This window comes from Streptomyces longwoodensis (genome assembly GCF_001514125.1).
Lineage (GTDB): Bacteria > Actinomycetota > Actinomycetes > Streptomycetales > Streptomycetaceae > Streptomyces > Streptomyces longwoodensis.
The window spans coordinates 49,318-62,973 of record NZ_KQ948553.1; the positions used below are offsets into that span (position 1 = coordinate 49,318).

The window sequence follows — 13,656 nt, forward strand, 5'->3', positions numbered from 1 at the left end:
CCCTCCGGCCGTGTGCGCGCCTCTTTGTTGCGCCGGAGCGGCCTTACGCGGGGGCGGCGCCCAGTTCCGCCCAGACCGTCTTGCCCGCCACTCCGGGCGTGCGGACGACGCCCCAGTCCAGGCACAGGCGCTGCACGATGAACATGCCGTGGCCGCCGGGGCGGCCCGCGCGGTGCGGGGTGCGGGGGGAGGGCTGGCCGGTGCCGTGGTCGGCGACTTCGACGCGGATCACCTTGTTGTCACAGGCGAGCCGCATCTCCTGGGGGCCCTCGGCGTGCAGGCAGGCGTTGGTGACCAGTTCGGACACGACGAGCAGCACGTCCTCGGCCGCGGCCCGCTGGTCGGCGCCGTCGGCCGGCAGCCAGCCCCACGCGTACAGCGCCTGCCGGGCGAAGTCACGGGCGAGCGGAACGACACCGCTCGCTCCGTCGAAGTTCAGGCTGCGGACCTGACGGCCCGCCGTCGCCCCGGAAGCGCCGCTGGGCTCCGGGGAGCCCGGCGGGACAGGCCGGGTGGTGCTCATCAGCGCTTCACCTCACCGATTCCCCAGTTCACGATGGCAACAGTCCCCGTCAGAGTCGTCGAAAGCATCCACAGCGTCCACGTCAGCGTTCCCGAGAGTCTTCCCGCAACGGTCCCCGCGAGGTCCCGGGATCGTCACGGTCCGTGCACCGCCGCCCGGGCCGCCGTACCGGCGGGTCCCGGCGCCGCGGCCGTACCGTCGCACGGGAGCCGTCCCGTCCGTCCGCATGTCCTCCCCCTCGACTCGCCGCCGACCTCTCCAGGATGACTCCTGCCCGACGCACCCGGCGGAACACCCCTCGCTTCCCGCCGATGCGGAACGCGCCACGTCGGCCGGCTGCGGCGTGTGCGGGCGGACCGGTCAGCCGTCGCCGTCGGCGAGGGCGTCCTCGACCGAGTCGTGCACGGTGAAGACCGCTTCCGCACCCGTGATCTCGAACACCCGCGCGACGACCGGCAGCATGCCGGCGAGGTGCACCCCGCCGCCCGCGGCCTCCGCCTTCAGGCGGGCGCCGAGCAGTACGTTGAGGCCGGTGGAGTCGCAGAACTCCAGCCGTGAGCAGTCGACGACCAGCCGGCTGAAGCCCTTGGCCAGGCACTCCTCCAGCGGCTCGCGGAGCAGATCGGCGGTGTGGTGGTCCAGTTCACCCGCCGGAGTCACGACGGCGCTGGTGCCGGCTTCCCGAACCTCCACCAGAAGCCGGCCCGACTGTGCGCTGCCGACCGTCCCGTGGTCCATGCCGTCATCTCTCCCGGTGTCACTCGCTGGTTGCTGACGCCCTCGCACACTACGCCTTCGTTCCGCACTACGACAGCCGAACAATCACCCATAAACGGACACAAGAGCACAGAGTGTACTTGCGGCGGCCTCGGTGGAGCGGGTAGGGCTAGGAGGACACGTTGACGACACGGCCGGCTCGGAGGCGCCGCACACCGCAGTGCACGTACTGGCTTCGGCAGCCTGATGCCGAGAACGATGGAGGACATCATGTCACCGCGGCTCGACGCACCGCACGTTCACGGGGCGACGTCGACCCCGACCCCGGCCGGCGAGGCCGACGCCCTCGCCGGGCTCCCGGAGATCCCCCCGTACGACGAGGTGGGTGCCGTGGACGCGCGGGCGCTGTCCCGGACCCTCTTCGAGCGTCTGGAGTCGCTCGAGGAAGGCACCCCCGAGCACGCGTACGTCCGGAACACCCTCGTCGAGCTGAACCTCGCCCTGGTCAAGTTCGCCGCCTCCCGGTTCCGCTCGCGCAGCGAGCCCCTCGAGGACATCATCCAGGTCGGCACGATCGGCCTGATCAAGGCGATCGACCGCTTCGAGCTGTCCCGCGGCGTCGAGTTCCCCACATTCGCGATGCCCACCATCATCGGCGAGATCAAGCGCTTCTTCCGCGACACCTCGTGGTCCGTGCGCGTCCCGCGCCGCCTGCAGGAGCTGCGGCTGGACCTCGCCAAGGCGGGCGACGAGCTGGCGCAGACCCTGGACCGGGCGCCCACCGTCGCCGAGCTGGCCGAGCGGCTCGGCCTCCCCCGCGACGAGGTCGTCGAGGGCATGGCCGCGTCCAACGCCTACACCGCCGCCTCGCTGGACGCGCAGGCCGAGGAGACCGACACCGAGGGCACGCTGGCCGACCGCATCGGCTACGAGGACCACGGTCTCGAGGGCATCGAGTACGTCGAGTCCCTCAAGCCGCTCATCGCCGAGCTGGCGCCCCGTGACCGCACGATCCTCTCGCTGCGCTTCGTCGCCAACATGACCCAGTCGGAGATCGGCGACGAGCTGGGCATCTCCCAGATGCACGTCTCGCGCCTGCTGTCGCGCACGCTGGTGCGGCTGCGGCGGGGGCTCACGGTCGAGGACTGACCCCCTCACCCGGGCGGGGCCGGAGCCCCGGCGCTCCGGTTCCCCACCGTGTTCCCGCCGTTACCCCGGGAAACCTCCCCAGGCGCCCCCTCGGCCACTAGGGTCACCCCCGATTCGGACTGACCAGTACGTCAGCGCCCGGTGAGGAGGGGTCCATGGCCCGAGGTGAGCGCGCCGGTGACGGCGTGCCCGTGGGCGGGTCCGACGCGCGGCTCGTCGCACTGCTCCGGGCCGCGCCCGGGACCGCGTACCCCGCGCTGCGGGAGCTGCGCGCCCGGCACGACGCGGCGGTGCTCGCCTACGCCCGCCTGTGCACGAGCGGCGACCCCGCCGCCCGCCGCCTCGCCGCCCAGGCGTTCACGCTGGCCGCGCGGGAGACCGCCCGCGGCACCGACCCGGGCCTGCCCTGGCGGCACCAGCTCCTGCTGCTGGCGGCCCGGGTGGCCGGCGAGTGGGCCGCCGACGAGCGGGCGGCGGGGCTGGACCCGGGCCTGCTGCTCGTCCTGAACACGGCCGGTCCGCGCGGACCCGTCCCGCCGCTGCTCACCGCCTTCCAGTCGCTGCCCTCCCGCGACCAGGGCCTGCTCTGGTACGGCGTGGTCGAACGCGAGCCCGTGGAGCGCACGGCGGCCCTGCTGGGCCTGACCCCGGCGGACGTCTCCTACGGCGTCGCGCCCGCCCTGCAGTCGCTGGCGGGTGCCGCGCTGCGACACCGTCTCGCCGCCTCCGACGACCCGCGCTGCCCGGACTTCCGGCGGCTGATCGAGCAGTCCGTGCGCACCGACGCGCCGCGCCCGAGCCCCGACCTGGACGCCCACAAGGCGCACTGCCCGCACTGCGCGACCGCCCACGAGGAGCAGCGCGCCCTGCGGGACGCCCCGCGCGGCACGCTCGCCGAGGGTCTGCTGCCGTGGGCCGGGACGGCGTACGCCGCCGAGGACCGCGACCGGCCCGCCCCGCACTCCCCCGACGCCCTCGAAGCCTCCGGGTCCGCCGCCGACCGGCCGCCCGCCCGTCGCCTGGCGCTGGTCTCGGCCGCGCTGGGGGTGGCGCTGGCCCCGCTGCTGGTGCTGCTGGTCGTCTCCGGCGACCCGTCGGACCAGCACGCCGCGGGCACGGCGAGCAGCGCGCCGCCGAGCGTGCCCCCGGTGACGGTGACCGCCACGGTGTCCGTGCCGGCGCCGGTCCCGACTCCGAGCCGTACCTCCGCCTCCCCCTCCCCCTCCCCCACGCGCACGACGCGCCCGCCCGCCCCGCGGCCCACGCCGAAGCCGACGCCGACCCCCTCGCCGACGCGGGCGCCCGGCGCGGCGTTCGCCCAGGTCGTGAACGTCGCCTCGGGCCGCTGCCTGGAGGTGGCCGGTGACTTCTCCAACGGCACGGACGTGCTCACGGTTCCCTGTTCGTCCTCGGTGAGCCAGCGCTGGCGGTTCGACGCGGGCCGGGGCGTGCTCCAGTCGGCCGCCGACCCCGACTTCTGCCTGGACAGCCGCGGCTCGGTCGACCGGGGCGTGGGCGTGTGGTCGTGCTCGTCGGTGTACGGCGACAACGGGGAGAACCTGACGTTCCTGGTCGACCCGGACGGCACGGTGCGCCCGGCGATCGCCCTGGAGACGGCCCTGGCCGAGGACGGCTACGGCGGCCTGACGTTCGCGCGGCTGGACGACGGCGCGGACCAGCGGTGGCGGGCCGGGGCGCGGTGACCCACGGGCCGGCCGCCGGGCCCCGCGTTCACCTGGTGGAACACGCTCGGCACGCGCGCGGGGCGCGGCTACGCTGACCCGGCCTTCCGACTGTGCGGGGGCCCCGACCCCCGAGGAGTGCGATGTCCGCCCCCGCCGCCCGACCCGGCCGTGCCGTCGTCTCCGGCCGACTCGCGGACCTGCCGGTCCTGCTGGTCGCGGTGGTCTGGGGTTCCAGCTACCTCGCCGCCCAGGGCGTGACCACGACGGACACCGTGCTCGCGGTGCTGGTGCTGCGGTTCGCCGTGGCGCTGCCGGTGCTGGTGGTGGCCGGCCGGCGCGGGCTGCGCGCGCTGAGCGCCGTGCAACTGCGCGGGGCCGCGCTGCTGGGCCTGGTCCTCGCGGGGATCTTCCTGCTGGAGACGTACGGACTGGTGCGCACGTCGGCCACGAACGCGGGCCTGATCATCAGCCTGACGATGGTGTTCACGCCGCTCGCGGAGAGCCGGGTGCGCCGGACCCGGCTGCCCGGGTCGTTCCTCGCGGCGGCGGGCCTGTCGGTGGCCGGCGTGGTGCTGCTGACGCAGGGCGCGGGCTTCACGGCGCCGTCGGGCGGTGACCTGCTGATGCTGGGCGCGGCGGTGGCCCGTACGGTGCACGTCCTCGCCATGGCCCGCATGGAGTCGGTGCGCGGCGCGGACGCGCTGTCGTTGACGACGGTGCAGCTGGGCAGCGCGGTCGTGGTGTTCGCGCTGCTGGTCGCGGTGCCGGGCACGGGCGCGTCGCCGTGGGCGGCGGCCTCGGCGTTCGACGGCGGCGACTGGCTGGGCCTGGTCCACCTGGCGGTCTTCTGCACGCTGTTCGCGTTCTTCGTGCAGATGTGGGCGGTGCGCCGTACCTCGCCGTCCCGGGTCAGCCTGCTGCTGGGCACCGAGCCGGTCTGGGCGGCCGCGGTCGGCATCGCCCTGGCCGGCGACCGGCCGGGGTGGCCGGGGTACGTCGGCGCGGTGCTGGTGCTGGCCGGCACGGCGTGGGGCCGGTCGGTGGCCGACCGGGAGCGGCGCGCGCCCGTACCGCCCGCTCAGACCACCCGCACGCCCCGGCGCCAGACCCCGGACACCAGCGGGACGCCCGGCCGGTAGGCCAGGTGGACGTGGCTGGGCGCGTCCAGGAGCGTCAGGTCGGCGTACGCGCCGGGGGTGAGGCGGCCGACGTCGGTGCGGCGCAGGGCCGCGGCACCGCCCGCGGTGGCCGACCAGACGGCCTCGTCGGGGGTCATGCGCATGTCCCGCACGGCGAGGGCGATGCAGAACGGCACCGACGAGGTGAACGACGAGCCCGGGTTGCAGTCGGTGGACAGCGCGACCGTGACGCCCGCGTCCAGCAGCCGGCGTGCGTCGGGCCACGCGGCGCGGGTGGAGAACTCGGCTCCGGGGAGCAGGGTGGCGACGGTGCGGCTGTGGGCCAGCGCGTCGACGTCCGCGTCGGTGAGGTGGGTGCAGTGGTCGGCGCTGGCCGCGTCGAGTTCCACGGCGAGCTGGACGCCGGGGCCGTGGGAGAGCTGGTTGGCGTGGATGCGCGGGTGCAGGCCCTTGGCGCGCCCAGCGGTGAGGATCGCCCGGGCCTGGTCGCCGTCGAAGGCGCCCTGCTCGCAGAACACGTCGATCCAGCGGGCGTGCGGGGCGCAGGCGTCGAGCATCTCGCCGGTGACCAGGGCGACGTAGGCGGCCGGGTCGTCGGCGAGCTCGGGGGCGACGATGTGGGCGCCGAGGTAGGTGACCTCGTCGGTGTGGGCGGCGGCCAGGCGCAGTGCGCGGGCCTCGTCGGCGACCGTCAGGCCGTAGCCCGACTTGGTCTCCATGGTGGTCGTGCCCTGGCGGAGCGCCTCGCCGAGGTAGCGGGTCAGGGTGCGTTCGAGTTCCTCGTCGCTCGCGGCGCGGGTGGCGGCGACGGTGGTGCGGATGCCGCCGGCCGTGTACCCGCGGCCGGACATGCGGGCGTTGAACTCCTCGGTGCGGTCGCCCGCGAAGACCAGGTGGGAGTGGGAGTCCACGAAGCCGGGCAGGACCGCCCGGCCGCCGGCGTCGACCCGGTTGTCAGTGGCGGGTGCTTTGCTGGATGCACCGGTCCACACGATGCGGTCGCCGTCGATGACGACGGCCGCGTCCCGGACCAGACCGAGGGGAGAGGTGTCGCCGAGGGAGGGGTCGTTGGTGACCAGCGTGGCGATGTTGGTGATGACGGTGCTGCTGCTCATGGTGTCCTCGTGGCGGGCGGCGGCGGGGGCTGCGGGAGGGGCGACGGCGGGGGCGGCGCGGGCGGGCGTCAGGCGCGCAGGGCCGCGACGGCCTCGGCGAGGGCCCGCGGCACGTCGGGGACGAGCGCGTGCGCCCCGTCGCGCACCACGTGCCGTCCGGCCACGACCGTGTGCCGCACGTCGGCCGCCGACGCCGCGAATACGGCCGTCTCGGCGCCGAGCCGGGGCACCGGGCCCGCGGTCCTGACCGAGTCCAGCGCGATCGTGGTGAAGTCGGCGAGCGCGCCCGGCTCCAGGGTGCCCGCGTCCGGCCAGGCGAGCGCCGCGTGGCCGTCGGCGGAGGCCGCGCGCAGCAGGGCGGCGGCGGTCCAGTGACCCCGGGTGCGGGTGCGCAGCCGCTCGTCCAGCTCCATCGCGCGCGCCTCCTCCAGCAGGTCGATCACGGCGTGGCTGTCGGAGCCGAGGCTCAGCGGGGAGCCGGCCCGTTGCAGGGCGACGGCGGGGCCGATGCCGTCGGCGAGGTCGCGTTCGGTCGTCGGGCACATGCAGGTGCCGGTGCCGGAGTCGCCGAGCAGGGCGATGTCCTCGTCGGTGAGGTGGGTGTTGTGCACGCCGGTGGTGCGCGGGCCGAGGACGCCGTGGTCGGCGAGCAGCCGGGTGGGCGTGCGGCCGTGGGCGGCCAGGCAGGCGTCGTTCTCGGCGGTCTGCTCGGAGAGGTGGACGTGCAGCGGGGCGCGCCGCTCCTCGGCCCAGCGGGCCACGGTCGCCAGCTGCTCGGCGGGTACGGCCCGCACCGAGTGCACGGCGGCCCCGATCCGTGCGTGGTCCCGTTCCTCGAGGAGTGAACAGCGTGCGGCCCAGGCCTCCGCGGTGCCGTCGGAGAAGCGGCGCTGGTGGGCGTTGGGGGGTTCGCCGAAGCCGGAGGACAGGTAGCAGGTGTCCAGGAGGGTGATGCGGATGCCGGCGTCGGCGGCGGCCTGGATCAGCGCCTCGCCCATCGCGTTGGGGTCGGCGTACGGGGTGCCGTCGGGGGTGTGGTGCACGTAGTGGAACTCGCCGACGGCGGTGACGCCCGCCAGGGCCATCTCGGCGTACACCGCGCGGGCGAGGGCGTGGTAGCGCTCCGGGGTGAGCCGGTCGGCGACGGAATACATGACCTCACGCCAGGTCCAGAAGGTGCCCGAGCCGACCTGGACGGTGCCGCGCAGGGCGCGGTGGAAGGCGTGGCTGTGGGCGTTGGCGAGTCCTGGCAGGGTGAGGCCGCGCAGCACCTCGGCGCCCGGGGGCGGGGCGGGCGTGTCCGTGCGGACGGCGGTGATGCGCCCGTCCCGTACGTCGAGGGCGACGCCCGGCTCGACGTGGGTGTCGAGCCAGGCGTGCTCCAGCCAGTACGTCCGCTGCGGGGAGGTCACGTGCAGGCCAGTCCTTCCAGTACGTCGGCGAGGGCGCTCACCCCGGCCAGGCAGTCGTCCTCGGCCGCGTGCTCGGCCGGGGAGTGTGAGACCCCGGTGGGGTTGCGCACGAACAGCATGGCGGTCGGGACGCGGTCGGACAGGATCCCGGCGTCGTGTCCGGCGCCGGTGCCGAGGACGGGGACCCTCAGCTCGGCGTCCCGGCCCAGGATGCGGGCGAGTTCGTCGCGCAGGGCGTGGTCGAACTCGACGACCGGGGTGAACGACTCCCGGACGACGTCGAGGTCGACGCCGTGCGCGTCGGCGTACGCGCGGGCGGCCTTCTCGACGCCGGCGACCACCGTGTCCAGGGTGTCCTGGTCGGCGGCGCGGGAGTCGAGCCAGCCGCGCACCAGGGAGGGGATGGCGTTGACGCCGTTCGGCTCGACGGAGATTTTCCCGAACGTGGCGACGGCGCCCGCGAGCTGCGCCTCGCGGCGGGCGGCGAGCACGGTCTCGGCGTACGACAGCATCGGGTCGCGGCGGTCGGTGAGGCGGGTGGTGCCGGCGTGGTTGGCCTCGCCGCGGAAGTCGAACCGCCAGCGGCCGTGCGGCCAGATGGCGCTGGCCACGCCGACCCGGTCGCCGCTGAGGTCGAGGGCGCGGCCCTGCTCGACGTGGAGTTCGACGAACGCGCCGATGCGGGCGAGCCGTTCGGGGTCGGCGCCGATGGCGTCGGGGTCGTGCCCCGCGGCTTCCATGGCCTGCGGCAGGGTCACGCCGTCGCCGTCGGTGAGCCGGTGGGCCTGCTCGGCGGTGAGCCGTCCCGCGGTCAGCCGGGAGCCGACGCAGGCGAGTCCGAACCGGGCGCCCTCCTCGTCGCCGAAGTTGACGACGGCGAGCGGCTTGGTGGGGCGGGCGCCCCGGGTGAGCAGTTCGTCGAGCGCGGCGAAGGACGACACGACGCCGAGGGGGCCGTCGAAGGCGCCGCCGTCGGGGACGGAGTCCAGGTGGGAGCCGGTGACGACCGCGTCCCCGGCCTCCGGGTCGCCGAGCCAGGCCCACTGGTTGCCGTTGCGGTCGAGCTCGTGGACCAGGCCGCGGGCCTCGGCCTGCTCGCGGAACCAGTCCCGGCACTCGGCGTCGGCGCCGGTCCAGGCGAACCGGCGGTAGCCGCGGGAGTCGGGGTGGCGGCCGACGGGGAGCAGGTCGCGCCACATCTCCTGGAAGGAGGTGCCCGCCCGCCACCCCGCCGGGCCGCTGCCGTGCTGGGTCACGCCGGGTCACCCTCGCGCATCGGCACCCGCACGCCGCGCTCCCCGGCGACCGACTCGGCGATGTCGTAGCCCGCGTCGACGTGGCGGATCACGCCCATGCCGGGGTCGTTGGTGAGCACCCGGCGGATCTTCTCGCCGGCCAGCGCGGTGCCGTCGGCGACGGTGACCTGTCCGGCGTGGATCGAGCGGCCCATGCCGACGCCGCCGCCGTGGTGCAGGGACACCCAGGAGGCGCCGGAGGCCACGTTGACCATGGCGTTGAGCAGCGGCCAGTCGGCGATGGCGTCGGAGCCGTCGAGCATGGCCTCGGTCTCGCGGTACGGGGAGGCGACGGAGCCGCAGTCGAGGTGGTCGCGGCCGATGACGATCGGCGCGGCCAGCTCACCGGAGGCGACCATGTCGTTGAACCGCTCGCCGGCCTTGTCGCGCTCGCCGTAGCCGAGCCAGCAGATGCGCGCGGGCAGGCCCTGGAAGTGGACGCGCTCGCCGGCCATCTTGATCCAGCGGGCCAGCGACTCGTTCTCCGGGAAGAGCTCCAGGATCGCCTTGTCGGTCTTCGCGATGTCGGCGGGGTCGCCGGACAGGGCCGCCCAGCGGAAGGGGCCCTTGCCCTCGCAGAACAGCGGCCGGATGTAGGCGGGGACGAAGCCGGGGAAGGCGAACGCCCGGTCGTACCCGGCGAGCCGGGCCTCGCCGCGGATGGAGTTGCCGTAGTCGAAGACCTCGGCGCCGGCGTCCTGGAAGCCGACCATCGCCTCGACGTGGCGGGCCATGGACTCGCGGGCGCGGGTGGTGAAGCCGGCCGGGTCCTTGGCGGCGGCGTCGGCCATGTCCTCGAAGGCGGTGCCGACGGGCAGGTAGGCCAGCGGGTCGTGGGCGGAGGTCTGGTCGGTGACGATGTCGATCGGCGCGCCCATGGCCAGCAGCTGCGGCACGAGTTCGGCCGCGTTGCCGAGGACGCCGATGGACAGCGGGCGGCGGGCGTCGCGGGCCTCGACGGCCAGCCGCAGCGCGTGGTCGAGGGAGTCGGCCTTCACGTCGAGGTAGCGGTGCTCGATGCGGCGGTCGATGGCGCGCGGGTCGCAGTCGACGCAGATCGCGACGCCGTCGTTCATGGTGACCGCGAGGGGCTGGGCGCCGCCCATGCCGCCGAGGCCGGCGGTGAGGGTGATGGTCCCGGCGAGGGTGCCGCCGAACTTCTTCGCGGCGACGGCGGCGAAGGTCTCGTAGGTGCCCTGGAGGATGCCCTGGGTGCCGATGTAGATCCAGGAGCCCGCGGTCATCTGGCCGTACATGGTCAGGCCGAGGGCCTCCAGGCGGCGGAACTCCTCCCAGGTGGCCCAGTCGCCGACCAGGTTGGAGTTGGCGATGAGGACGCGCGGGGCCCACTCGTGGGTCTGCATGACGCCGACCGGGCGGCCGGACTGGACCAGCATGGTCTCGTCCTGCTTGAGGGTGCGCAGCGTGCGGACCATCGCGTCGAAGGAGCGCCAGTCGCGGGCCGCCTTGCCGGTGCCGCCGTAGACGACGAGCTTGTCGGGGTGCTCGGCGACCTCGGGGTCGAGGTTGTTCTGGAGCATCCGCAGGGCGGCCTCCTGCTGCCAGCCCAGGGCGCTCGGCTCGGTGCCGCGCGGTGCTCGTACGGGGCGGGGTCCCGACATCGTCTGCCTCCTCCGGTTACTACTCCTATTCACATCCTGTCGCCGTGAATAGACCTAGTCAATACCGGGCCCGGCCCGACACCTCCCGGACACGGGTGTTTGGCTGGATGCAGGCCGACCCCGGTCCGATGGGGCCGACCTCGATAAGGACGACGGGACGGGAGACGACGTGGGCGACGTGGGCGAGCTGCACGACGGGCACGAGCACCGGGACGGCGAGCGGGCGCACGGCGACGCCGGGGCCGACGGGCGGGCGGCGCGGCGGGACGAGGCGGTGCGGGCCGCGGTGGAGCAGGGCCTGCTCGGGCCGGACGCCCCGCTCGTCGGACTGCTGGACGTCACCGGCGTCGGGCAGGCCGCGGCGGGGCTGCGCTCGGCGTTCGAGGCGGTCGTCGCACCCGGGACGCCCGTGCTGCACGCCTTCGCGGTGAAGGCGGCCCCCCTGGTGCCGGTGCTGCGGCTGCTGCACGAGGCCGGTCTGGGCGCCGAGGTGGCGAGCCCCGGCGAGCTCGCGCTGGCCACGGCGGCGGGCGTGCCGCCGGAGGCGATCGTGCTCGACTCGCCGGCGAAGACCCCGGCCGAGCTGCGCGAGGCGCTGGCGCTCGGCATCGCGGTCAACGCGGACAACCCGCAGGAGCTGGCACGCCTGGACGCGCTGGCCGCGTCGGGCCCGGTCCGATCCCCGGTCGGGCTGCGGGTCAACCCGCAGATCGGCGCCGGGTCCATCGAGGCGCTGTCGACGGCGACGGCCACCTCGAAGTTCGGGGTGGCGCTGCGCGACGAGGGGGCCCGCGAGTGGGTGCTGCGCGCGTACGAGGAGCGGCCCTGGCTGACGCGGCTGCACGCGCACACCGGGTCGCAGGGCGTGCCGCTGTCGCTGATGGTGCGGGGCGCGGCGGAGCTGTACGCGCTGGCCGAGGAGATCAACGCGCGCGTGGGGCGGCGCCAGGTCGACACGCTCGACATCGGCGGCGGGCTGCCGGTGAACTTCGCCTCGGAGGCGACGACACCGACGTTCGCGCAGTACGCCCGGCTGCTGCGCGAGGAGGTCCCGGGGCTGCTGGACGGGCGGTACGGGCTGGTCACCGAGTTCGGGCGGGCACTGTTGGCCGAACAGGGCACGGTGGTGGCACGGGTGGAGTACGCCAAGAGCGCGGGCGGGCGGCCGGTGGCGGTGACGCACGCGGGCGTGCAGGTGGCGACCCGTACGGTGTACGACCCGGGCGCCTGGCCGCTGAGGATCCTCGCCTACGACGCGAAAGGACGGCCGAAGGAGGGTCCCCCGGTCGTGCAGGACGTGGCCGGGCCCGCGTGCTTCGCGGGCGACCTGCTCGCCGAGGGGCGCGCGCTGCCGCTGCTCGCACAGGGCGACTACGCGGCGGCACCGGACACGGGCGCGTACTACTTCGCCCACCACTACGGGTACAACTCGCTGACCCGGCCGGGGATCTACGGTTTCGCACCGGACGGCGCCGGGGGCGTGGCCTTCGCGACGGTGCGCGCGCCGCAGACGCTCCAGGAGCTGGTGGCCGAATCGGGAGGGGCGCACGCGGACGCCCTCGCCACCCTGCGTGCGCCCGGGCGCCGTTGACGTACACCCCCGCGGGGTGTTCAACAGACGGGTGCCCGGGGGCAGTTGGCACACCTTAGTGGCTCCGCGCATGTTCCACTGGAAAATGCCAGAAGACACTCCGTTCGCACGCACCGTGCGTAACCTCTTCCTCACTCAGCCGAACCGCAGGCGGGAGGGGAGCCACGGTGCCCGGAATCGACGAGTGCCTACTGGAGGCCATGCGACTGCCCGGAGCCCGGGGCGCCGCGCTGGTGGACTGGACGAGCGGGCTGGCGCTAGGCACGGTCGGCGAGTTCCCCGGCGGTGACCACGAGGCGGCCGCCGCCGAGGCCGCCGAGATCGCCCGGCTCGCCGCCGAACAGCGGGCGTTCGCGCCCGTCGAGGACGACGTGCCGGCCGACCCGCCGCTGGAAGACCTGATCATCAGCAACCGCGACAGCTACCACCTGCTGCGGTTCGTGCCCACCTCGTTCGACAGCAGCGTGTTCCTGCACGTGTGCCTCGGCCGTTCGGACGGCAACCTCGCGCTCGCCCGGATCCGGCTGGGCGAGATGGCCGGACGGCTGGTGCTGGGGTGATCATGACGCACGCGGTCCCGCCGCCCCGGCTGCCGGTGCGCGACCGGGCGGCCGTCCCGGACCCGGCGGGCGGCGGCGGGGTCTCCCCCATGCTCACCCGGCTGGCCGCCGAGCGGGCCACCGGCGTGCTGGAGCGCGAGCACGGCACGCTGCACCTCGCCGACGGCCAGGTGGTGCACGCCGAGAGCCCCTTCGCCCCCGGCCTGGCCGACCTGCTGCTCGCCCACGGCACCCTCGCCGCCGACGCCTGGCGGCAGGCGGTGGAGCGGGCCGACGAGGAGCACGGCGCGGGCCGGCTGCTGGTCGAGGCCGGGCTGGTCGCGCGCGGCGCGCTGGAGATCTGCCACCTGGGCGCGCTCTACGACGCCGGGTACTTCGCGCTCGCCCCCAGCAGCACACCGGGCCGCTTCCACTACGGCAGCGGCCAGTTGCTGGGCGCGGTGCGGCCGGTGACGGTCGCCGAACTGGAGCGCGAGACCCTGCGCCGCCGCGCGCTGCTGCACCGCCTCTGGCCGCAGCCGCTCGCGGACACCGCGCCCCTGCTGCGCACCACCCCCCGGCAGGCGCCCGTCCCGGCCACCGCGCCCGACGCGCGGCAGCGGGCGGTGCTGGCCCTGGTGGACGGGGTGCGCACCGCCCCGGACATCGCCCGCGCGCTGGGCCGGCGGGCCTTCCCCACGCTGGCCGACGTGCGCCGCCTGGCGGCCGCCGGACTGGTGGCCGCCAAGCCCCCGCCGTCCGCCCCCGACCCGCCGCCGGGCATCACCCTGCCCCCCGTCACCGACCCCGACATCACCCTCCTGAAGAGGCTCAGGGATGCGCTGGAGGCCCTTTGAACGCCTACGACC

12 protein-coding genes are annotated in these 13,656 nt (G+C 75.1%); 6 read left to right on the top strand and 6 right to left on the bottom strand.

The annotated features are described in order from the left end of the window. Nucleotides 1–43 precede the first annotated feature (43 nt). Nucleotides 44–523, bottom strand: coding sequence for an ATP-binding protein (locus AQJ30_RS15150; protein WP_067233680.1), 480 nt, complete (start codon nucleotides 521–523; stop codon nucleotides 44–46). 360 nt (nucleotides 524–883) lie between these two features. Next, entirely contained in the window at nucleotides 884–1,261 is a 378-nt protein-coding gene (locus tag AQJ30_RS15155; RefSeq protein ID WP_067233682.1) for an STAS domain-containing protein, read from the bottom strand. Nucleotides 1,262–1,498: 237 nt separating this feature from the next. Between AQJ30_RS15155 and AQJ30_RS15160 the strand changes: the two genes are divergently transcribed. The 3 genes from AQJ30_RS15160 (at nucleotide 1,499) to AQJ30_RS15170 (ending at nucleotide 5,213) form a co-directional block, all read left to right on the top strand. Then, the gene (locus AQJ30_RS15160) at nucleotides 1,499–2,389 is read left to right on the top strand and encodes an RNA polymerase sigma factor SigF (RefSeq protein ID WP_067233683.1); all 891 of its coding nucleotides are present in this window, start codon (nucleotides 1,499–1,501) and stop codon (nucleotides 2,387–2,389) included. Between the two features lie 155 nt (nucleotides 2,390–2,544). Then, nucleotides 2,545–4,092, top strand: a complete 1,548-nt coding sequence (locus AQJ30_RS15165) for an RICIN domain-containing protein (protein ID WP_067233685.1) — start codon at nucleotides 2,545–2,547, stop codon at nucleotides 4,090–4,092. Nucleotides 4,093–4,214: 122 nt separating this feature from the next. Beyond that, a complete protein-coding gene (locus AQJ30_RS15170) occupies nucleotides 4,215–5,213 on the top strand; it encodes a DMT family transporter (RefSeq protein ID WP_067233687.1) in 999 nt (332 codons plus the stop codon). Here the strand turns inward: AQJ30_RS15170 and hutI are convergent. From hutI to hutU, 4 genes are all read right to left on the bottom strand, one after another. Then, nucleotides 5,153–6,328, bottom strand: coding sequence for an imidazolonepropionase (gene hutI, locus AQJ30_RS15175; protein ID WP_067233689.1), 1,176 nt, complete (start codon nucleotides 6,326–6,328; stop codon nucleotides 5,153–5,155). The genes AQJ30_RS15170 and hutI overlap by 61 nt on opposite strands. A 68-nt stretch (nucleotides 6,329–6,396) precedes the next feature. Then, nucleotides 6,397–7,740, bottom strand: a complete 1,344-nt coding sequence (locus tag AQJ30_RS15180) for a formimidoylglutamate deiminase (protein ID WP_067233691.1) — start codon at nucleotides 7,738–7,740, stop codon at nucleotides 6,397–6,399. Next, entirely contained in the window at nucleotides 7,737–8,939 is a 1,203-nt protein-coding gene (locus AQJ30_RS15185; RefSeq protein ID WP_079084116.1) for an allantoate amidohydrolase, read from the bottom strand. The genes AQJ30_RS15180 and AQJ30_RS15185 overlap by 4 nt, the downstream gene beginning before the upstream one ends. A 53-nt stretch (nucleotides 8,940–8,992) precedes the next feature. Further along, nucleotides 8,993–10,657 carry a urocanate hydratase gene (gene hutU / locus AQJ30_RS15190; RefSeq protein ID WP_067233694.1) on the bottom strand — a complete coding sequence of 555 codons (1,665 nt, stop codon included), beginning with the start codon at nucleotides 10,655–10,657 and terminating at the stop codon, nucleotides 8,993–8,995. Between the two features lie 187 nt (nucleotides 10,658–10,844). On the opposite strand from hutU, the gene AQJ30_RS15195 reads away from it, so the two are divergent. From AQJ30_RS15195 to AQJ30_RS15205, 3 genes are all read left to right on the top strand, one after another. After that, on the top strand, nucleotides 10,845–12,248 hold the full coding sequence (locus AQJ30_RS15195) for a type III PLP-dependent enzyme domain-containing protein (RefSeq protein ID WP_067234703.1): 1,404 nt from the start codon (nucleotides 10,845–10,847) through the stop codon (nucleotides 12,246–12,248). A gap of 167 nt (nucleotides 12,249–12,415) precedes the next feature. Next, entirely contained in the window at nucleotides 12,416–12,808 is a 393-nt protein-coding gene (locus AQJ30_RS15200) for a hypothetical protein (RefSeq protein ID WP_079084061.1), read from the top strand. Between the two features lie 2 nt (nucleotides 12,809–12,810). After that, the gene (locus AQJ30_RS15205) at nucleotides 12,811–13,644 is read left to right on the top strand and encodes a hypothetical protein (protein WP_067234706.1); all 834 of its coding nucleotides are present in this window, start codon (nucleotides 12,811–12,813) and stop codon (nucleotides 13,642–13,644) included. Nucleotides 13,645–13,656: the final 12 nt, after the last annotated feature.